The following is a 22,107-nucleotide window of genomic DNA, read 5'->3' as shown; positions in this document are numbered from 1 at the left end:
ATATTAAGTTTAATTTTAATACAAAATTAAAAAAAACTAACATTTAATGTGTTAGTTAAAAAACTAGTTAGACAGCTTTTTTGTTCTTTTAAACAAATTTGATTGAATTTTATTTCAATTCAATATCATATGACCGCAAATGTTTATTGTTAAAATTGAAATTGTGGCAATTCAAATATAACCCATTGCTAGTTGAGGATTAAAGTTGGTTTTACCATCTAGATTTTTATAGATATTATTTCCAATTGATAATTCGTTTTGTGCAAAGATGGCATAAGTTATTGAATTTCTGAAAATTAATTCAAAATAAAATATAGTTAATGAAATAATTTCTCTTTTCAAAGAAGGAATAATAAATTTTAAATATATTTGGTTGTTTGAATATCCTTGCATACGCATGTTGGTAATAATTTCCTCATCCAAGTTATCCACTGCTTCAACTAATTGTTTAGATTTTGAAGACATTTCATGAAGCCCTAAAATTATGATAATCAGAAAAAACGGCGAAGCTGTTAGAATTGGTAAAAATACATAAAAATATACAACTGTAGGAATTAAGCGAATTAATGCATTGAATCCTCTTCAAAAAACTGCTAACCATATTTTATTTAGCCTAATTGATTGTAGTCTTACAGAGATAAAAGTGAAAAATATACAAATAGCAAGAGCCATAATTGTGAAACTGATAGACTCTCAAATCATTAAGAACGGATTGAAATTATGATCTCAACTATTTAACTTAAATCCGCTAAAATTTGGGTGAAAGAAGGCATTGAAAAATAATTTTGTTTCTGTAAGATTAAAAAATCATATTGGGGTAGATGTAACTGTTCATATTGTAATTACAGTACAAATCAGAAAAATAGAAGCCATAATCAGTTTTCTGAAATTAATAGTTTTTGCAAGTCTTTGGTATTCGAGTGTCTTGAATTTATATTTTTGAAAATACGGTTTTGACTTTGTCTCGAATAAATAATTCTTAAGTAAAATATTTATTATTTCTAGGAAAATTATAAAACCCATTAATACTAATAAAGGTACACCTAGCTGAGTAAAACGAATAGTTTTCTCCGATGCATAGTTAATTAAGACGCCAATACCGGGTAAACTTAAAGCTCCCAGTATTGCTGCTCATCTTATATTTGATTCGAATGAAAAAATGAATAACGCAAAAATTCTGTTATTTATTCTTGGCCAAATTTCCTTAATAAATGCTTTAAATTTAGTATTTCCTTGATTTATTGATAAATAGTACGGGTTTAAATCTACGTTTTGCAATATTTCAATATAGTATTTGTGTAATCATAATCAAGTGAATCATAGGTACACAATCATTAAACAGATTTCATTTCGAAAGGTATTAGTAATTAATAAAATAAATACAATTTCGGGTATCGCACGCAAAAATAAAATAGTTAGTTTAAAGATGTAGGCAACGAATTTATTTGTTACGGCCTTGAATGATAATATAGCTGTAATAATAGCAAACACAAATCCAACGAATGTACCGGCAAGCGCTAATTTTATTGTTATTCACAAAGAATTAAATGAATCTTTTCATAAGTCTGTATAAATGCCTGTAGCGCTTCCATTAACGGTACTTTTATTACTGAAAATGAATAGTTTTCGTAATTTTTTTAGAATTAAATCTGAATTTAAAAAGTTAATATTTTTAGCCTGAAATGCAATTAAAGTGCATATGCCTGCGACAATTAAAAATATTGCTATACGTTTGAAAATAGGGTTGATTTTTCAACCGGTTGTTTTATCATTATGCGCGCTTATGTACTGGTATTTGTAAAATTTTGATATTTTAGCTACTGAGTTTTTTGTACTGATTCTATTAGTTCTCATAGTTCAACATCTTCAACTTTTTTGTTCAAAATAATATGTTTGTTATTAATTGCTATTACCCTATCAAAATATTGTTTAATAAGACTTAAATCGTGTATATTGACAATCAATGTTTTGCTTTTGTGTTTTAGATTCAAAAGCAAATCTAACACTTCTTTGCTCGTGTGGTTATCAAGGTTCGCTGTAGGCTCATCAGCAAGAATTAAATCAACATCTCTAATCAATAATTTGGCAATTTCAACTCTTTGTTGTTGTCCGCCGCTCAAATCTGATACACGAGAAAAAGCTTTATCGAGAATATTTAATTCATCCAGTGTCTGAAATATTTTAGTTTTTTGTTTTTTGTTTAAAATACCGAAGATTTGAAAGAAGAAATTTGAATATTTAATATGGGAACGTCTTATATTTTCATAAACATTATCAGTATTTATAAGGTTTGGTTTTTGGGTTAAAAAACCAATTCTATCGATTATTTTTTTTCAATGTTTATTTGATATTTTTGAAATGTGTTTCCCAAATACCTTGATTTCGCCACTGCGAGGTTTGATTGCTCTGACAAACATTTTAAATAGAGTTGATTTACCAGCTCCACTTGGGCCAATAACAGCAATCATTTCTCCCTCATAAACATTTAAATTTATGTTTTGCAGAACATCTTCGGAATTTTTTTTATATGTAAGATTGATATCTTTACATTCAATAATTTTGTTCATTAGTTAATTTCCGGTATATCATTAACTAAATCTTGAACTGTCTCAGCTTGAACCTGTAATTTGACATATTTTTCAAATAATTCGTTAGATAGCGGTTGGAATTTATTGTATCCAGTATAGATTCCGTATGTATTTTCTTGCAAGGTAAGTGATGTAAGCGCCTTCGCAATTAATTCTACTTGTTTATCGTGTAGACCCTTTCTTCCAAGGACTACATCATATGCAGCGGGATTAGTTAATGTTAATGTTCTAATGACATCATTTTCCTGATCTTCGAATTTTTTATTCGATTTAAAGCCTTGGGGTTTGTAATAATTGTTTTCACCATTATTTTCAGTTCAGTTATAAGAACCTTCATCATCAAAGGCGATATGAGGAACAATTTTTACTCCTTTTGAATTTTGTGACTCTTTACCCAATTGAGATTTGGGTTTAGTCCCTTTAAAAACATATTCAGAGTTTGAGTTTAAATATTCGAGAATCTCGTTAAGTGGTTTATTGAAATGACGCGCTAATAATGCTGCCTGATATTTAAAACCACCTGCGCTAGTGTTTTTACTGTAAACAATACCATGAGTAACAAATTTTTCTCAATTTTTATCCTCTCAATCTTTCGTAATCTCAGTACGTTTGGCAAAATTTCCTGATATTAATATTGCACCATGATAAACATATGTTAATTTGTCTTTTGAATAGAATGTATCATATTTTGATCCATCAAAATTTATTTTATTTTGCTTAATGGCTTCAGGTCAGTCTGGATATTCAAAACCTGTGTTTTTTACTCAAATTTCGTTATTTTTTACTGCCGCGATTCTTAGTGGATCTGTTGACGTTCCATCTTTATAAAAATCATTATCTGAAGATTGTCAATTAAATTTTAATGTACTGGTTTGCGCCACCAATTTTGCATTATTATCATTCACAAATTTTCCGTCTTGTCAAAAGTTTTCTGAAAAAACAGTGTAATTTGCAATTAATAAGTCATTTTTTTTATTATCGTTTTCAATGTCTTGTATGTATGTGCCCTTATCTTTTGTTTCAATATTGAATTTTACATCCGGTAGATGTTTTGTACTTTCATCTTTATTCTTTAATTCATTAAATCTTTTACTCAATAAATTCAAGAAATCAGTTTCCTTTTTAGTTTCTTGGAAACCGGGATTTATTCAAGAGTTAGTTATAGTAATCTCAGTATCTCACAATAAATCTAGGTTTTCTTTTGTTTTCTCGTTTGTTTTGTTGTTGCAACTAGCTGACATTAATGTCGCTGTTGTCAAAGTAAGTGGTGCTGATGCACTAATTATTTTTTTAATAAATTTCATAAAAATACTCCTTTGACAAGGAATAAAAATAAATAAGAACTTAGCCACGCATGAATTACCATGATCTGCTAATAGGTATGTTCTCAGCCGCTTCCGCAGCACCCTTGTCTATTTAATTATAAACTAGTACATTACGAATAAATAAATATTTACTCATCGCATCACTAAAAAGAAGAAAAATACTGAAAATGAGTGATTTAATTACAAAATAATATGAATATTTATATTGGTAAATTAATGACTATTATCTACATAAAAAAATCAAAGTTGATATAATATTAATATTAAAATATATATTTATAGGAGCAAGCATGTCATTTAACGAAAAAGATAAAGAAAAAATATTAGATGAAAAAGAAGAATTAAACAAACCGACGATTGAAGAATTTGATGAAAATTACATTCCTGACGAAGAATTATTTGTTGCCTTCAAACAAGAAGAAAATACAGAAATTGAAGATGAAGAGGAAGAACAAATACCACAAAATAAAGAAGATTATGTCGTTCAAAGCCAGATTATTGAAAAACCATTAGACGGTCTGCACCCAATTGATATTGACAAAGAAATGAAAAATTCATTCCTTGAGTATGCAATGAGTGTTATTGTTTCGCGTGCTTTGCCTGATGCGAGAGATGGTTTAAAACCAGTTCACCGTCGTATTTTATATGATATGAGTGAGTTGGGTATCACTCACGCTTCACAACACAGAAAAAGTGCGCGTATTGTTGGGGACGTTCTTGGTAAATACCACCCACACGGAGATTCATCTGTTTACGATGCTATGGTTCGTATGGCACAAGAGTTTTCTATGCGTTACCCATTAGTTGATGGACACGGAAACTTTGGTTCAATTGATGGCGATGGTGCGGCTGCGATGCGTTATACTGAAGCGAGAATGAGTAAAGTCGCTTCTGAAATGTTGGATGGAATTAAAAAAGACACAGTTGATTTTGTAGACAACTATGATGCAAGTGAGAAAGAACCGGTTGTGTTACCAGCCCGTTTTCCAAACCTGCTAGTTACTGGTGGATCAGGTATTGCCGTTGGTATGGCAACTAACATACCGCCTCATAACTTAGGAGAAGCAATCGATGCAACTATAGCATTGGCTAAGAATCCGGATTCATCAATAGAAGAATTGATGGAATTTTTACCTGGACCCGATTTTCCAACTGGCGCCATGATCTTAGGAAACGAAGGAATCAAGGAAGCATATACTACTGGTAAAGGTTCAATACCTATTCGTTCGATTGCTAAAATTGAAGAGTTTAAAAATGGGAAGAGCAGAATTATTGTTACTGAAATTCCTTATGAAATCAAAAAGACAGCAATCATTGAAAAAATCGCAGATTTAGTTAAAGATAAATCTATTGAAGGCATTGCTGATTTAAGAGACGAATCTAATCGTGAAGGTATTAGAATCGTTATAGACTTAAAGCGTAATATAAACCCACACATATTATTAAATAAACTTTATCGTCAAACAAATCTACAAGTTAATTACAATGTTAACTTCGTTGCTTTAGTTAATGGCGAACCAAAACTATTGAATATTAAGCAAGCTATCGAAGTTTACTTGAAGCATCAAGAAGATGTTGTTACACGTAGATTAAAATTCGATCTTGAAAAAGCTAAAGATAGACTTCATGTTTTAGAAGGTTTAAAAATTGCTGTTGAAAATATTGATGAAGTAATAGCAATCATTAAGAAATCTAAAAATGACGCTGAAGCTCAACAAAGATTAGGCGAAAGATTTGATTTAAGTGAAAGACAAACAAAAGCTATTGTAGATATGCGTTTAGGACGTTTAACTGGTTTAGCTATTGAAAATATGATTGAAGAAATGAATCAATTAATTGCCGAAATTACACGTATTGAAGAGATTTTGGCTTCACACGAAAAATTAGTTCAATTGATTATTGATGAATTGACTGAAGTTAAAATGAAATACGCAGACGAACGTAGATCAATAATTAATCTGGAAGCTGGTGGAAGAATAACTGATGAAGATTTAATTCCTGAAAGAGATATTGTTATTACGACATCTGCCAAAGGATATGTAAAAAGAATTGATCTTGAAGAATACAAAACTCAAAGAAGAGGCGGAGTTGGTATAACAACAATGAAAACCTATGACGATGATGATGTAGCTTCTTTAATTACTTGTTCAACTCACACTGATTTATTGCTATTTTCAAATCATGCGAGAGTATACAGAATAAGAGCTCATGAAGTGCCTGAATTATCTAGACAATCCAAAGGAACGCCTTTTGTAAATTTAGTTCCAACTTTAAATGTTAAAGACAATGAAAAAATAGTTTCAATGTTACCCATAAATGACTATAACGAAAATGAATTTTTATTCACTGCAACTAAATATGGAATTATTAAAAAAACACCTTTAACACAATATCAAACTATTTATGCTAGTGGCAAATATGCATTTAGTTTGCGTGATGGTGATGAATTAGTAAGAGCAATGATAGTTAAAGAAGATTCGTTAATTATGTTAGCTAATAATAACGATAGAATAGTTAAATTTCAATCTAAAGATTTTAGACCATTGTCTAGAACAGCATATGGTGTTAAAGGTATTAATTTAGAAGAAAATCAAGAGGTTGTTTCCGCTTCGAGTGATTTAGAAGGTGAATTAGTATTAACTATTGGGGCTGAAGGGTTTGGTAAATTAACTCACCATGATCAATTCAGACTTGTAAAACGTGGAGGGAAAGGTGTTAAAGGCATCAATTCTAAATTGGCTGGTAATATTGTATTTTCACGTTTTGTAAACCCTCAGGATGAATTGCTAATAATAACGTCAAGTGGCTTAACAATTAGAGTGCCAATTGAACAAATAAACATTAGCGGTCGTGCAAGTAAAGGTGTCAAACTTATTAATCTTAAAAACAAAGAAAATATACAAGCAGTAGAAGTAATTAAGGTTGACGATAAAATTGATGAGCAAGTATCACTTAAAAAGGCTGAATTCATTAAAAAAGTTCTTGAACAAACGCCTGAAAACGGAATAGATGATACTGATGGTTCAGAAATTGATGATGAAAGAGACGACGCTGAAGAAATCGAATAATTTTAAAGGGGGACAAAGATGACTGACAAAAATGTTTTAAAGAAAGACAAATTATTACATATTAATAACAATTATGTTTTTTTGAATAAAACAGAAAAAGATCCAGTACGTCTTTGTTCTTTTTTATTACTTGCTCAAGCCATCCACGAAAACATCAAACCCAAATCTAAGATTTTAATATCTTTAGAAGGTGAAACTAGAAATAAATATCTTACTAAAGTAGCGAAATTTTTACAAAGTCATGGACACATTATTTATGAATATGATAAGCACAGTTCTGCACCTATGATACTTGATGAATATGCAATGAAGGTTAATCCACTTGATTATTTACTAAAATTGACAATTAATACACAATTTAAGTACTTACAGGTAAATATTAAAGATTCAAAATTTAATGATTTAGCTCCTGAAATACAATCAGAAATTTATGAAATGTATGTTAATAATCATGAATTTAATTATGACTGAGACATAAAACCTTTTATAAAATTAAATTTTGACAAATATGTAAGTGAATTGTGCTCGAAGAATGAAATTTTGAAACCTTTCGCTAATGTCAAACAGCGATATAAATCACTAAGTTTATTAACTCATAAAAATTCAACTTCATTGGTCTTAATGAAAAATTTATTGCAAAATTATGCCAATAATTTTAAAACAAAAAAAAGAAGTCATGGACTAAAATGGGTTAAAGTAGTTTCTAAACTATTTAGAAAATCGATGATAAAAAGAAAGATTTCTAATATTTTTCATTTTGGCGATTCTTCCAAAATAAACGTTGGGTTGTTATTAAATAATAGATTCCATTTTGCAGACACTAATACACTTGCGCTAATTTATTTAGACTTTTATTTGGAAGAATATAAACGAGCAAAAAAAGATATTTCAGACTTTAAAGTTATCATTCCTTATAGCTCAACTTATGCAGTGAAAGATCTATTGAAACAATATGGTGTCGGTTGAACATATTTTGACCATTCCAATTATAAAACTGTACTTAATGAAAAAAATTACGTATTTGCGTATACTGAAAATAACTTTATTGCAAATCCAAAATATTCTTCTGAATTTAACAATTATTATTTCTTCATTTGTTTAATTTGAATGCTTAATTCCTATACAAATAGAAACAATCTTTTAAGCTTTAAATATAATAAATTAGTAGAGAGTTTCGGAAGTATTAAAACTATTAAAAAACGTTATAAATTAGAATTTGAAGAAACTAAAAAGATAACTAATTTCATTTCGACTACAATAACCAGTGACAAAAAAAACAAATCTAAACTATCATTCAGTTTTGAAGCGATAGACAAATGAGATCATAATAAATACTTTTTTATTAAATTAATAACATCGAAAAAACACGAAGTAATTTTCTATTATGATTTTGAATCAAAAAAATTGTGTGTTGATATTATTATGTGTATGGTTTACAGATATCAAGACAATTATTCTTTTTTAGAACAATGCTCAATTGCAATGAAAATTAATTCAATATTGCATAAGTTTAAAAAATTTCTTAAAAAATTACGAAAAACTACAAAAAATAATAATGAAAATATCGAGTAATAATTTTGATTATTTAATCTTTTATATATAATAGAAAAGCATATTACAGCTGGCAATCATAACTAAATGTTATAAAGCTTCAGTGGAGTTGAAAGTAGGGATGCTGAAAACCGAAATCATTAAAGTTTTATTAATTAGTTAGAGATTACCCCTTTTGATGTTTTATGCAGAAAGAGGAAAGACATGAGATATACAGGTCCAGTTTTCAAAAAAGCACGTCGTTACGGCTTTTCAATTCTTGAAACAGGAAAAGAGTTCTCAAAAGGTAAAAAGAGAACTTATGCACCAGGTCAACACGGTAACAAACGTGTAAAATTATCAGACTATGGTCTACACCTATACGAAAAACAAAAAGTTAAATTCGTATACGGCATGAGTGAAAAACAATTAAGAAAATTCTTTGAAAGAGCTGCGAAGATTAAAGGTGTTTTAGGTACAAACTTAATTCAACTTCTTGAAGTTCGTTTAGATAACTTAGTTTACCGTGCAGGCTTTGCAAACACAAGAAGACAAGCAAGACAATTAGTCGCACACAACCACTTTACAGTAGATGGCAAAAAAGCAAACATTCCATCAATGACTATTAAAGTAGGACAAGTTATTGCTTTAAAAGAAAAATCACAAAAAAATTCACAAATTGTTGCAAACTTAGCTGAAAAAACAACAGCTGCTTGAATTACTTTAAAAGATTTTGAAGCAACTTTAGATCGTTTGCCTGAAAGAACAGAAGTATTACCTGAAATTAAAGAAAACCTAGTTGTTGAGTTCTACTCAAAATAATTAACTAAGTTAAAGGAAGAATTATGAAAAAAGATATTCACCCACAATACAATGTTGTTAAAACAACATGTTCAACATGTAATACAGAATTTGAATTCGGTACAACAAAAACATCAATTTCAGTAGACGTTTGTTCAGGTTGCCACGTAGTTTATACTGGCGACAGAGCAAAAACAAAAGCAACCGGTATGATTGACAAATTTAATCAACGTCTTGCAAAATCAGCTAAAAAATAATCACTCATCAATAACATCGAGCAATCGATGTTTTTTATTTAATTTTATAAATAGTATTTTGATTAAACAACTGCTTTATTATGATTATTATATTTTTACGTATAATATCGAAAAATCTGTAAATAAGTAATTTTAAATAATTTAGCAGTCGAATGCTAAATTTGCTAAAAAATGTTATAATTTTTATATGAATAATTTAGAACTAACAAACGATAAACAAAAAATTCTTAAATGTGTTGTTGACTTATATATTGAGACAGGGCAACCTGTTGGATCTTCAACATTAGTAACTCGATTTAACTTGTCCTTTTCAAGCGCAAAAGTTAGATATGTTATGAACGATTTAGAAAAAATGGGATATCTTGAAAAAACACATACTTCCTCTGGGCGCATACCATCTATACAAGGCTATAAATACTACGCAAAGCATTTAATTACACAAGATTCAAAATCTTTAAGAGAAAAGATAAAAGACATTTTTGCCAAAAGAAGAACTGGCGTCGATGAAACAGTTAAAGAAGCATGCAAGGTAATTTCAGATACAGTTGGTATAACGTTAGTTACAAGTGAAACCAATGAATCATCTACTCTAAAAAGTATCCAATTGGTACCTTTAACTGAGAATCAAGCTACAATAGTTTTAGTTACTTCTTTTGGTGAAGTTACTCATAGAACTATAACACTTGATTTAAATAGTACGGACATGCACGATTTAAGGATTGCAATCAGAATTTTTAAAGAGCGTTTAATAGATGTCCCTATATTAAAACTTCGTGAAACGGCAGATAGTTTAGCACCAATTTTGGCTAGCCAAATAAAGAACTACGAATCTATTCTAGAAAGTTTAGTTAATAATGTATTTGACTTTGAATTACAAAATAAAAATGTTGTTTATGGAAAAGACAAAATAATTTTAGCTGATGAAATATCTAGACAAGATTTAACTAAAATACTGTATTTAATCGAAAACCAATCTATTTGAGAAACGATAGAAAGAGAAATTGATGATGACGATAAATTAAAAATAGCTGTTAGGGATGACCATTGTTCAATAATAACGAAAAAACTTGAAACAGACGGCAAAATTAAGGAAATTAGTTTAGTTGGTTCTAACCGAATGGACTATCATAGAAGTTTAACAGCAATTAAATTGTTGGAAGATTTGATTATAGATAGTGATAAAGATAAGGAGTAATTATGAGAGATAAAGATTTAAAATCAGGAACAATAATCAAAACAAATATTAAAGTATTTGAAGGTAAAAAATTTATTAAAAAATTATCAAGACGTAATTTTCTAATTAAATTAGGCGAAAATTCAATAAGTTCACAAATAGACGATTTAATTATGAATACTGGGTGAGCACCTCACTATAAAATAATTGTGACTTTTGATGAGAATGCAAAGGCCGATTATGCAAAAAAAACACTTTCTTTTGAAATTGAAAACCTATCATTCGAATCTAGCATTAAATTTAAAAAAGATAAAGAAAGAGAACAAAAAACAAAAGAACTAGAAAATGTTAAAAAGGAATTGGCGGATTCAAAACTAGAATTCAAATTGCTTGCAGATAAGTTTTTTGCGTTAGAAGAAATAAACAATACACTGAAGGACAAAATTAGAGAATTAAATAATAAAATAAACGAAAATAAAAGAATTACAGTACCTGAGGAAGAAATAAAAAGAATCAAGGAATACGCACTTCAAAAATTTTTCGAGGATTTCACTAATCCGTTCGCCACTCTTAAACTTGCTGTTGAGTCAGGATTAAATAGTGCAGATAATAGCGTAAAAACATATGTCAGCGGTTTCAAAATGGTTCTTGGTATGCTCGAATCTGTTTTCAGTTCTCACGGACTTAAAACATTATTGCCAAAAGTAGGAGATATTTTTGACCCAAACACTCAAAAACCTATTGATTTTGTAATTGATCCCGACGCTGAACCTAACACAATTAAAAGAGTTGACTGTGAAGCATATTTATTAAATGACCGTGTTATTAAGTATGCTTTAGTTGTTGTCAGTAAAAAAGAATAATTAAACAAGTAACGCTTGTTTTTTTATTATTTTAAATACACAATGTGTATAATAATAATATGTTCAAAAAAGCAAGCAAAGATGCGTGAGCAGTTGTTAAAAAAAGTAATATGTTCATGCTGGCTATTGGGCTATTGATAGGAGCATCATTTAACGAAGTTGTCAAATCACTTGCTAATGATGTCATTCTTCCCCCTATAGCAAAACTTACTGGAGCTGAAACTCTGGAAAAATGAAAAGTTGGAGACGTTTTAATTGGTAAATTTTTGGCTGCTTTATTTGCTTTTATTATTGTTACATTAGTCATTTACTTATTATTAATGATTGTGTTTTTAATTAAGGCAGCAGTTGATTTCAAAAAAATACTAAAAATAAAAGAACAACCTCAACCAATTCCAGAACCAACTACAGAACAATTAATTTTAGCTGAACTAAAGAAATTGAATGAAAATTTAGATCAAGCAAAAACAAAGAAAGAGGATAAAAAATAGCTCAGGCTATTTTTTGTTATTTTTTAATAAAAATGTCATTTTTTTCCTTGATTTAGTTTTTCGTTTAATTATGAGATATATAAAAACAGGAGGTGAAATGAAGTATCAATTTAAAAAAATTCCCATTGAACAACAAGTAAATATTTATGGGGGCAGTGTATTGGCTGTTGTTACAGCTGTCGCGCCGATAGTATTTGCTGGGATTAGTACAATAGCAAATGTGGTTAAGATGTTTATGACATCATCTGGGGAAACTAAAGTCGGAAATAATTCAATTAAATGAAATGACAATAATCAAAAACCAGAATCAATAACTCAATTTAAAACTATTTATTTAAGTTACTAACTTATCCGGCAAAAAATGCTTTTATTTTAGTGTTTTTGTACTATAATGACATTGTTACTTTTTGTAACCATTCTGAACGGGTTTTCAAGTATATTTATTATCACCCTTAAGATGAGCCACAAAAAACAGGAGATTAATAGACATGTTAGCTATTATTGAAACTGGAGGCAAACAAATTTTAGTCAAAGAAGGACAAACAATTTTCATCGAAAAAATTGAAGGTGAAGAAGGTTCAGTCGTAAAATTTGACAAGGTTTTACTAGTTGGTGAAAAAATTGGTAAACCATATCTTGAAAAAGCATATGTTGAAGGAGTAATCCAAAAACAAGGCAAAAGCAAAAAAATCATCGTATACCGTCACAATGCTAAATCTACACACAAAAGAAAACTAGGACACCGTCAACCATATACACGTGTCGAAGTTAAAAAGATTGTAGGGTAATAGAAAATGGCAAAGACAAAAGCTGGTGGATCTACTAAAAACGGTCGTGATAGTCGCGGCCAAAGATTAGGTATCAAGCTAGGTGATGGTCAATTCTGTACAGCAGGATCAATTATTTTCCGTCAAAGAGGAACAAAAATTTTCCCTGGTACTAATGCAGGTATTGGTAAAGATGACACAATTTATGCTTTAATTACAGGATACGTAAAATTTGAAAAACGTAGAAATCGTACATATGCCTCAGTATATGAAACAAGAGTTGTTACATCTAAAAACAACTAAATATAAAAAAACTGGTTTTCCAGTTTTTTTATATAAATTTAATTGAATTTTTATACAAATTATGATAATTTTTTTCTTTTTTATTCATTTTGTAACTTCACGTTTTATAAAATGTGGAGGTTAAAATGAATGAATTATTAGTTTATCTTTCATATGTAAATAAAGGAAATAATTATGAAATTTTTAAAGACTTAGTCAAAAAGAGAAAAGTAGGCGAGAGCCATATAAAACAAGTCCTTAACATTTTAGAAAAAAACAATATTAAATATATAACCGTTTTTGACGAGGAATATCCGGAAGAATTAAAACTTTTAAAGTACTCACCATATGTACTTTATTACAAAGGTGATTTAAGTTTGCTGAAGCTAAAAAAAATCGCATTAACAGCAGATTTAGATAATGATAGAGTCGAATCTTTTATAAATAATTCTTTGAATAAATTCATGTCCGAGTTTGTGTTAGTCACTAGCGATTTTACTAAAATTGACCGAAAAATAGTGCAGTTATATCAGTCAAGTAATAAAGGAGTTATACACGTATTGGTCAGCGGTCATGATTTTATAGATATTAATGCAGAATTAAATAATTCTTTATATATTTCTCAATATCCGCCTTATGTAAATCCAAAATATATTAGATTTAAAGAAAGAAATATATTGATTGCCTCAATTAGCAAATTTTTGGTAATCTATGGTGCAAAACAAGGTTCTGGGATAATTAATCTGGCAAATAATTTTGTAGATTTCAATAAAGAGGTTTATTGTTATCCGGGTTTGAACATTGATGAAGCAACAAATTTTTTAATAAAAAACGGCGCAAATTTAATAACCCACGTAGCTGATGTGATTGATTATTAAATTAAATTTAAAAATCCTAAAAATTTAAATCTGGTAAAAAATGTGTTTATTGCTGCAACGAAAGCAAGTAAAAACTTCATTTTGACTTAATAATTAACGTTAAAAATCATTTTTTAGTATTTAAAATTTAATTTACAAATAAATATAAAAGTTTTATTTTTAATTATAATATTCATATGAACGATCAAGGAAAAATTACTAAAAAATCTGAACCATTAGCGGTCAGAAAAGTTAATCAAAAAATTAAAGAATATAAAATGGGGGCTCACGCCTATAACCTTGAAAATCCTCACGAAAAAGACGTTAAACAGAAAAGAGTGCAACAATATTTCATTAGAACTTGCTTCATGTTTTTAGCTGCATTCATGTTTAACTTTGGGGCAGTTGTGTTTCTTCAACGTTCTGAAACCATTCCGTCAGGACTATCGGGTGTACCAATGCTGATTTCGTTGATTTTTCATCAAACGAAACCATTTTTCGGTCTGATGTATTTAGCGTGCAATATTCCATTATTTTTCTTTCTGTGAAAAAAGACGAAGTTATCATTTAACTTACACACATTAGAATTTATGATTTTTCAAACATTAATTAACTTTGTGTTAACGGCCGGTACTAAAGATAATACTGTTGCTGATTGGTTCCACAATGTGTTTAATGTGGCACCAGGGTGAGAAAGAACTGTAAAAATTGATGGAGTGCAATACGAAAACCCAGTAACATGACCAATTTTAGCAAACGGGTTAATAGGTTCCTTATTTGTTGGTATCGCGATTTCCTTGGCTTGGAGATCTGGCGGCTCTACTGGCGGAACTGACATTATTGCTTACTTCTTTTCAACCAAGAAACAAAAAAGTGTAGGTGGGATTTTAACAATTGTTTCACTAGCGACATCTATTACATTTTTAATTATATTTGCATTTGCACAACCGCACAATGAGTCAATTGTCATTATTTATAAAAAAATAGGAGACAATCACTACGTTACCTATGTAAGCTCAGGAAAACGCGTAATTGTCGGTATGAGGGAAATTACTTCATTTGCTTATATCGCCGCCGTTAATGGCTTAATCTCTGTACTTTACCCTAAATACAAAAAGGTGAATGTTGAAATATCTTGTGTCAAATCATTTGATAAAGTTATGCAGTATTTTAACGATATTAACTACTGACATTCTTATTCAATTTACACTACAACAAGTGGATATTCGGGCGAAAAGGTGTACAAAATTAATACGACTATGTTGTTGCTGGAAACTAAAAATATTATTCAAGACTTAAGAGTTATTGATCCTAAAATATGAATAAGCATTAAACCGATATTAAAAATCCATGGCAACTTTAATACGCGCTTCGTTGATGATAATTAAAAGGCTAATTAGCCTTTTTTATTTAAAAAAATGCGCTTCAAGCGCATTTTGGTATTTATTATTCACCATCTGGAATATCTAGTTCAATTTGTTCATCATCAACAAGTTTTTTAGCCTCTGCCAACTCTAGGCTGAAGAATGTTGTAATTCCACGGTTTTGCATAGTTGCACCAAATAGAGAGTCAACTCTCGACATTGTTCCGTGACGGTGGGTAATAACTATAAATTGTGTTTTTTCTTTTAACTCTTGTAGATATTCTGCGTATCTTACAACATTGGCTTCATCAAGTGCTGCTTCAACTTCGTCTAATATACACAATGGAAGTGGGCGAGCTTTTAGAATTCCGAATAGCAATGATATTGCAATTAGAGATTTTTCTCCACCAGAAAATAATTTAAGGTTCGCAATATTTTTTCCTGGGGGTTGAGCCTTAATTTCTATACCTGATTCTAATATATCATTAGGGTCAGTTCAATATAACTCGGCACGGCCACCACCAAGCATAGTGGCAAATACTTCATTGAATGGTCCATTAACATCGTTAACAATATTTACTAATCTAGTAGTAATAACTTTATCAATGTCCGCGATAGCGTTTTCAAGAGTTTGTTTAGCTTCTGAAAGTTCTCTTTCTCCTTCAGCTAACTTATTGTATCTTGCTTCTTCTTCAATTAATGTTTCAAGTGATTCGATATTGACTGAACCTAATTTATCAATTTCTTCTCTTAAAGTTCAAACAAAGTCTTCTGCATCTTCTTGATTCATTACTAAATTATATTGTTCTGAAGCGGCTTCAAATGTCATTTTATATTGACTTGCTAGACGCTCTCTTGATTGATCTAATAGCATCTTTGATTTGTCTTTTTGAGTCAGTTTTTGAGCAAATGATTGAATTAATTTATTAAGAGTTGAACTATAGTCATTTTTAACAATATTTAGTTGGTCTAAATCAATGGTTAAACTTCTAATTCTATTTTCTTTTGCATTTAATTCAGAAAGTAATGTCACTTTACGTGTGTTTAAAAGTTCTACATCAGCCTTAGAATTTGCTAATGAAGATTCTTTTTCTTCACTTAATTCAACTATTCGGGCGTTTAAATTTGATAATTTTAGATTTAACTCATCTAAAGTGAATTGTTCATTAATTTTTTTGCTTTTTAAGGTTGAAATTTCATTTTGTAATGATGTCGCTAAATCAAAGGCTTGTTTTCTTTTGTTTTTAACTTCATTTAATTTAGTGATGGCTAGTTGTATTTGAGCATTCAATCCAGGAATAAGTTTTTTTAGTTCTTCAATTTTTTCTTCGAAGCCTAATAAACTTTGTGTTTGAACTTTTGCCCCGCCAACAATAACACCCCCGGCTCTTATTGTATCGCCTTCCAATGTTACTATCATATAACGACGTTCAAGTATGTTTGAAATTTTATTAGCTTGTTCAATGTCAGATGCTACGATTACATTACCAAGTAAGAATTTTTTAAGTATTTCGTACTCAGGAGCAGAATATACCAATTCAGAGGCTACAGCGACGAAACCAGGATGGCCTTGAACAGCAAGTAAATGATCATCTCTAACAGATTTTGGTTGAATTGATGAAAGAGGGATAAAAGTTGCCCGTCCACCATCGTTTTGTTTTAAAAAGTTAACAGCTTTAACTGCAGTTTCTGATTTATCGACAACTAAATGTTGGGCTGCACTACTCAAAATGACATCAATAGCACGCAAGTATTCGTTATCAACTTTAATCAAATCTGCAACAGTACCTTTTAAAGGTTTTCCGAAGTATGCTTTATTTTCCAAAATAGTTTTGGTTCCTTTATAAAGCATCGTATTGCCTTCCCGTTGTTGTTCTAAAACGTGAAGATGAGTTCTTACCTTAACTAAGTCACTGTCTTTTTTATTTTTTTGAATGTTTAATAATCCAACTTCTTCATCAAGTTTTGCAATTTCCACGTTGTTTTCTTGATATCTTAAATTCAACACTTCCATTTGTCTTTCGATATTTTTAATATTTCCAGTGTGTTGAGCTGCTAGTTTTTGAAAAGCTTTAATTCTCTCTTCAACACTTACTTCAATTTCGCCTTGAGCAATTAATCTTTCACGAGCAGTTTCTTTCGCCAAAACTAAATCAATGTTACGAAGTCTTTCTTCAACTTCTTTTAATTCTTTGCTTAATTGATCAGCAATTTTTTGTTCTTCAATTCTAAATCCAGTATTTTGGGAAATTTTGGCTTCGGCTTCCTTGATTCTTTCTTCGAGGTCAATTTTGGTTTCGGAAACACCTTCAAGCTCTTGAGTTAAGCTTTCGTATGTTGACCCATAAGTTTTAATATTATGCACTAATAAACCTACTTCAACTTCTTTTAGCTCTTCGGTTTTAGTGATATAAATTTTTGCTTTCTCAGCTTGTTTTCTCAAGGGTATTAATTTTCTTTCGATTTCGGCAATAACTAATGTTATTTGGTCTAAACCTTCTTGAGTTTTTGCTAGTTTGCTTAAAGCTTCTTTTTTCTTAAATTTGTACTTTGAAACTCCGGCAGCTTCTTCAAAAATTGCTTTACGTTGTTCTGGTGTTGATTGGGCAATATCTGAAACAGTACCTTGAGAAATAATGGCTAAGGAAGATTTTCCTATTCCAGATTCCATAGCTATTTCTAGTATGTCTTTTTGACGGCATTCTTCACCATTTAAATAATATTTATTTGTGCCGTTACCTCTTTCAAGAACACGAGATATTGTAAATATTTCATGTGGGATTGAGTTTTGTCCGTCTTTATTATCAAATGTTAATGTAACTTCCGCACGATCCAGTGGCTTCGCGGTTTGAGAACCTTGGAAGATAACATCATCCATTTTATCTCCCCGTAATTCTTTAGCACTTCTTTCCCCAAGAACTCATCTTATTGCGTCATTAATATTAGATTTACCAGAACCATTAGGTCCAACGATTCCGGCTACTCCTCCATCGAATCTTAAAGATATTGGGTCAGCAAACGATTTAAACCCGTGTGCTTCAACTTTTATTAATTTCATTTTTCCTCCGTTTTGAATAATTCGAGGTTATTCATCAGTGTTAGCAAGTTTTGTTAATGCGTTTTTAGCAGCTTGCTCTTCTGCTTCTAATTTATTTTTCCCCTCACCTTCGCCATAAATGTTGTTATCATGTATAGCTTTTGAGTGAAAAGTGTTTGAATCATTTTGAGTTGTATTGTAAATCACTGAATTTCTCGAAAATGATTGGATGTATTCTTGGAATAATGTTTTTGAGTCTTTAAGATTAGACTCATCTATTTTTGTTTTAAATAATGTTTGCTGTAAAAAACTATTTACTTTTTGCAGACCTTGGTCTAAAAATAAGGCGCCTATAAACGATTCAAAGATATCAGCTCCAACTTTTACTGATTTTAGAATTTCTTCGTGCATTAATCCCGGTCCGGTTAGAAGAAATTGTTTAAGGTTTAATTTTTCGCTTAAATTATTTAGACTTTTAGTTGATACTAATTTAGTTCTCATTAGCGATAAATTTCCAGGGTTACTATTTTCATATTCTCTATACAAATATATTGAAGATAAGAACTGTAGAATAGAATCTCCTAAAAATTCCATACTTTGATAATCTTCGAGTTGTTTGTTTTTAATGGTTTTTGCATAGCTTGGGTGGGTAAAAGCAACAGCATAATATGACATTTTTTTAGGTAAAATTGAATATCTATTCAAAAATGCAAAAAATTCTTCAGTAGCTTTTTTATTCATTTAAATCCTTTACAGATTCTTTCACCTTGCTTAAAATATTGTTTTCTAATGCAATTTTAATTTGGTTTAATGCCCCAGTGTATGCTTTATCATCACTACCACCATGTGATTTTATTGCAACACCATTTACTCCAATAACTCAAGCAGCGCCAACATTTCTGTAGTCTAATGTTTCTGCAACGTCATTAAATGCGTTTTTTGCTAGTAAGTAGCCTAATTTTCTTATTGGTGAAGCCAATATTTTGCTTTTTAATAAAGATTTAAAACTTAAAATTGCTCCCTCAAGACTTTTTAAAACTAAATTACCACCATACCCGTCAATAACTGCGACATCACAAACTGCATTTAGAATTTCACGCGGTTCTCTAAAACCGATGTAATTTATTGCTTTTGATTCTTTTAACATCGAATGTGCTTGACGTATGATTTCTAAACCTTTATTATCCTCGGTACCAATATTTATCAAACTAACACGAGGTGTTTTAATTTGCAACATAATTTTTGCGAAAACGTTTGCAATGTTAGCCCATTCAACTAAATATTCAGGTTTAGTATCTATATTGGCGCCAACATCTAACATTAAGAATTTTCTTCCTGTTATTGTGGGCATTATTGGCATAAACGCCGCTCTTGACACGTTTTCTAATCTTTTTAGCTTAAATGTATTTAGAGCTAGATACAAACCACTATTACCTGAACTTAAAACAGCATCAGCCTTGTTTTCTCTAACTAATTCAATAGCTGTATTCATTGAGGTTTCTTCATGAAGCGAAGCCCTGATATTTTCAGGATTTAAAGCAATTTTGTCGTTGTTAATTATTGAGATATTTCGGGGTTTTTCTTTGATATCAGGGACGTGAATGCTTAAAATTTCGTTTTCAGGCCCAACTAAAATAATTTCAAAATTTGGGTTTTGTAAAGCAAATTGATAAGATGCGACAACTGCGGCTTTTATTCCATTATCATTGCCGTTTATATCAAATGCTATTGTATATTTTTTACTTTTATCAGCCATATTTATTCAAATCCTATGATGAAGTGGTAATTTGGTTGTGCTCCATTTACAACTTCAACCTCTACATCGTAACGACTTTCGATAAAGTTTTGAATTTCGTTTGCATCCATTTCTGAGATATCATTCCCGTAATAAATAGTTATTAATTCATGATCTGGTTTAATTGTTTTCTTTAGTAAATCTTTAGTTGCCTCAATGTATGAAGGCTGACATGTAACAATTTTATGGTCTGTTAAACCGATAAAATGGCCTTCTTTAATCTTCACATTGTTAAGTTTTGTTGTTCTTGTGGCTTGTGTTATTTCGCCCGTTTGAACTGTTTTAATAGCTTCCGATAATAAATCTAAGTTTTCTTCTGCGCTTGACTCGTGATTGAAGTTCAGCATAGCACTTATTCCTTGAAGTTGACTCTTTGATTGAATAATATAAACGTTTTTATTATTAATAATTTTTCCGGCTTGTTCAGCAGCTAGAAAGATATTTGAGTTGTTAGGTAAAACGAAAACGTTTTTAGCATTAACTGAATTAATTGCGTCAACAATATCTTGTGCTGATGGGTTTTGTGTTTGACCGCTTTCAACAATTGCATCACAACCCAATTCTTTCATTCTCGAAATAATGCCGTTACCCAGGTTACATGAAATAATCGCGCATTCTTTTTCGTCTTCGTCGTTTGAACTAATAATTACATTTTTGTTTCTTGCTTGTTCAGCTTGTAAACTCATATTTTCTGATTTGATTTTGATGAATTCTCCATATTTTTGACCAAAATTCAATAATTCGCCTGGTTTTAATGTGTGTCCATGAACCTTTACAATTTCGTTGTCTTGTACAACAACTAAACTTGTAGCAATTTTACCAACAGATTTTTCGAATTGAGATTTTTTGAATTCGCTTACTTCATTTAATTCAATAATAAACTCTGTGCAATAACCGAATTCTCCTTCATATACTTCACCACTTTGAATAAATGAATCTGTTGATGAATTATTTTCTACTATTTGGATTGGTTGACCTTTTAAGAAAGAGTTCATCCCTACGATTATTGAGTAAAACCCTTCCCCGCCAGAGTCAGTTACGCCGACCTCGCGCAGAATTTTTAATTTATTTGGTGTGTTATCACAAGATTTTCTTGCAAATTTTTCAGCTAATTCAAAAAATACCTCGAATGTTGTTTTCTTGTCTACAATTTTTTCTAGTTCTTCAGTTGTTTCTCTTATTACGGTTAGGATTGTACCTTCAATTGGTTTTAACACTGAACCATATGCTTTTTCGGTAGCTTTTTTAAATCCATTTAGTAGCCCTTCAATGTCAACGCTTGTTTTTCCTTCAAACGCGATTGAGAAACCTTTGAAAATTTGACTTAAAATAACTCCCGAGTTTCCACGAGCACCAAATAGCATACTTTTACTGAATTTTTGAGAGACCAATCCCAAATCACTTGAATCTCGATTAATACCGTCAATTGCTGACTTAACTGTCGATGACATATTTGTTCCTGTGTCGCCATCTGGGACTGGGAAGACATTCAAAGCATCGATTTTATTTTTATTATTTATCAAGTTATTTGCACCTGATAAACACAGATCATAGAAAATTTTACCGTCTAATTTATTAATCATTATTTAGACCTCCTATAAAAATATTAAGTTTTCCTAATTTTTGGTTATTCTTTCTAAGAGCAAATCTTAGCAAAGAATTTATTGATGACACAATATTTTTGCAATTACTATTTTTAATTAATGTTATAGTTGCGGTAAAATCCCATGTCGTATCATATTGATTTATTATGACGCATTCAGGACATTGATTCGTCTCATCTTGCTTACATTGAATACTATAGACACCTGGTGTGGATTCCAAAATATCTATAAAAATCTTGCTGACTTCTGATTTATTCACATCGCCTCCGTTTTATTAAATTAATATCTTAGTTTTAGATTTGAG

General features: G+C 30.3%; 20 protein-coding genes. 12 read left to right on the top strand and 8 right to left on the bottom strand.

Translation table 4 applies throughout. The annotated features are described in order from the left end of the window. Positions 1-63: 63 nt before the first annotated feature. Genes HLA87_RS01075 through cypl form a run of 3 tightly spaced genes read right to left on the bottom strand, consistent with a single transcriptional unit; the run spans position 64 to position 3,892 of the window. On the bottom strand, positions 64-1,854 hold the full coding sequence (locus tag HLA87_RS01075) for a PhnE/PtxC family ABC transporter permease (protein ID WP_171111083.1): 1,791 nt from the start codon (positions 1,852-1,854) through the stop codon (positions 64-66). Beyond that, entirely contained in the window at positions 1,818-2,567 is a 750-nt protein-coding gene (locus HLA87_RS01070) for a phosphonate ABC transporter ATP-binding protein (protein ID WP_171111081.1), read from the bottom strand. The genes HLA87_RS01075 and HLA87_RS01070 overlap by 37 nt, the downstream gene beginning before the upstream one ends. Then, positions 2,567-3,892 (bottom strand): ABC transporter thiamine pyrophosphate-binding lipoprotein p37/Cypl, encoded by a 1,326-nt coding sequence (gene cypl, locus HLA87_RS01065; protein WP_171111079.1) that lies wholly within the window; start codon positions 3,890-3,892, stop codon positions 2,567-2,569. Before cypl ends, HLA87_RS01070 begins: the two co-directional genes overlap by 1 nt. 311 nt (positions 3,893-4,203) lie before the next feature. Between cypl and gyrA the strand changes: the two genes are divergently transcribed. The 12 genes from gyrA to HLA87_RS01005 all read left to right on the top strand — a co-directional run bounded on the left by gyrA (position 4,204) and on the right by HLA87_RS01005 (position 15,391). Further along, the gene (gyrA, locus tag HLA87_RS01060) at positions 4,204-6,981 is read left to right on the top strand and encodes a DNA gyrase subunit A (RefSeq protein WP_171111077.1); all 2,778 of its coding nucleotides are present in this window, start codon (positions 4,204-4,206) and stop codon (positions 6,979-6,981) included. Positions 6,982-6,999: 18 nt separating this feature from the next. Further along, complete coding sequence (locus HLA87_RS01055; protein ID WP_171111074.1) at positions 7,000-8,553, top strand: MAG5620 family putative phospho-sugar mutase; 1,554 nt, start codon at positions 7,000-7,002, stop codon at positions 8,551-8,553. A 183-nt stretch (positions 8,554-8,736) separates the two neighbouring features. Next, complete coding sequence (gene rpsD, locus HLA87_RS01050; RefSeq protein ID WP_171111072.1) at positions 8,737-9,333, top strand: 30S ribosomal protein S4; 597 nt, start codon at positions 8,737-8,739, stop codon at positions 9,331-9,333. A 23-nt stretch (positions 9,334-9,356) separates the two neighbouring features. Continuing rightward, entirely contained in the window at positions 9,357-9,569 is a 213-nt protein-coding gene (gene rpmE, locus HLA87_RS01045; RefSeq protein WP_171111070.1) for a 50S ribosomal protein L31, read from the top strand. A 187-nt stretch (positions 9,570-9,756) separates the two neighbouring features. After that, complete coding sequence (gene hrcA / locus HLA87_RS01040; protein ID WP_171111068.1) at positions 9,757-10,764, top strand: heat-inducible transcriptional repressor HrcA; 1,008 nt, start codon at positions 9,757-9,759, stop codon at positions 10,762-10,764. Between the two features lie 2 nt (positions 10,765-10,766). Next, positions 10,767-11,606, top strand: a complete 840-nt coding sequence (locus tag HLA87_RS01035) for a nucleotide exchange factor GrpE (protein WP_171111066.1) — start codon at positions 10,767-10,769, stop codon at positions 11,604-11,606. 59 nt (positions 11,607-11,665) lie between these two features. Then, complete coding sequence (locus HLA87_RS01030; protein WP_171111064.1) at positions 11,666-12,097, top strand: large conductance mechanosensitive channel protein MscL; 432 nt, start codon at positions 11,666-11,668, stop codon at positions 12,095-12,097. 97 nt (positions 12,098-12,194) lie between these two features. Then, a complete protein-coding gene (locus tag HLA87_RS01025; protein WP_171111062.1) occupies positions 12,195-12,443 on the top strand; it encodes a hypothetical protein in 249 nt (82 codons plus the stop codon). 142 nt (positions 12,444-12,585) lie between these two features. After that, positions 12,586-12,885 carry a 50S ribosomal protein L21 gene (gene rplU / locus HLA87_RS01020; RefSeq protein ID WP_171111059.1) on the top strand — a complete coding sequence of 100 codons (300 nt, stop codon included), beginning with the start codon at positions 12,586-12,588 and terminating at the stop codon, positions 12,883-12,885. A gap of 6 nt (positions 12,886-12,891) precedes the next feature. Next, complete coding sequence (rpmA, locus tag HLA87_RS01015; protein ID WP_171111057.1) at positions 12,892-13,167, top strand: 50S ribosomal protein L27; 276 nt, start codon at positions 12,892-12,894, stop codon at positions 13,165-13,167. Positions 13,168-13,292: 125 nt separating this feature from the next. After that, a complete protein-coding gene (locus tag HLA87_RS01010) occupies positions 13,293-14,024 on the top strand; it encodes a DNA-processing protein DprA (protein WP_171111055.1) in 732 nt (243 codons plus the stop codon). 176 nt (positions 14,025-14,200) lie between these two features. Continuing rightward, the gene (locus HLA87_RS01005; protein ID WP_171111053.1) at positions 14,201-15,391 is read left to right on the top strand and encodes a YitT family protein; all 1,191 of its coding nucleotides are present in this window, start codon (positions 14,201-14,203) and stop codon (positions 15,389-15,391) included. Between the two features lie 58 nt (positions 15,392-15,449). On the opposite strand, the gene HLA87_RS01000 is transcribed toward HLA87_RS01005, so the two are convergent. From HLA87_RS01000 to HLA87_RS00980, 5 genes are read right to left on the bottom strand one after another with little or no spacing between them, the layout of a single operon-like run. Continuing rightward, a complete protein-coding gene (locus HLA87_RS01000; protein WP_171111050.1) occupies positions 15,450-18,425 on the bottom strand; it encodes an AAA family ATPase in 2,976 nt (991 codons plus the stop codon). A gap of 27 nt (positions 18,426-18,452) precedes the next feature. Beyond that, on the bottom strand, positions 18,453-19,145 hold the full coding sequence (rnc, locus tag HLA87_RS00995) for a ribonuclease III (RefSeq protein ID WP_171111048.1): 693 nt from the start codon (positions 19,143-19,145) through the stop codon (positions 18,453-18,455). Further along, the gene (gene plsX, locus HLA87_RS00990; RefSeq protein WP_171111047.1) at positions 19,138-20,160 is read right to left on the bottom strand and encodes a phosphate acyltransferase PlsX; all 1,023 of its coding nucleotides are present in this window, start codon (positions 20,158-20,160) and stop codon (positions 19,138-19,140) included. Before plsX ends, rnc begins: the two co-directional genes overlap by 8 nt. 2 nt (positions 20,161-20,162) lie before the next feature. Further along, the gene (locus HLA87_RS00985) at positions 20,163-21,782 is read right to left on the bottom strand and encodes a DAK2 domain-containing protein (RefSeq protein WP_171111045.1); all 1,620 of its coding nucleotides are present in this window, start codon (positions 21,780-21,782) and stop codon (positions 20,163-20,165) included. Beyond that, on the bottom strand, positions 21,775-22,062 hold the full coding sequence (locus HLA87_RS00980) for a hypothetical protein (RefSeq protein ID WP_171111043.1): 288 nt from the start codon (positions 22,060-22,062) through the stop codon (positions 21,775-21,777). Before HLA87_RS00980 ends, HLA87_RS00985 begins: the two co-directional genes overlap by 8 nt. Between the last annotated feature and the right edge of the window lie 45 nt (positions 22,063-22,107).

Source organism: Mycoplasma miroungigenitalium (genome assembly GCF_013008635.1).
GTDB classification, from domain to species: Bacteria; Bacillota_I; Bacilli_A; order Mycoplasmatales; family Metamycoplasmataceae; genus Mycoplasmopsis; species Mycoplasmopsis miroungigenitalium.
This window is presented reverse-complemented; position numbering and strand designations above follow the sequence as displayed.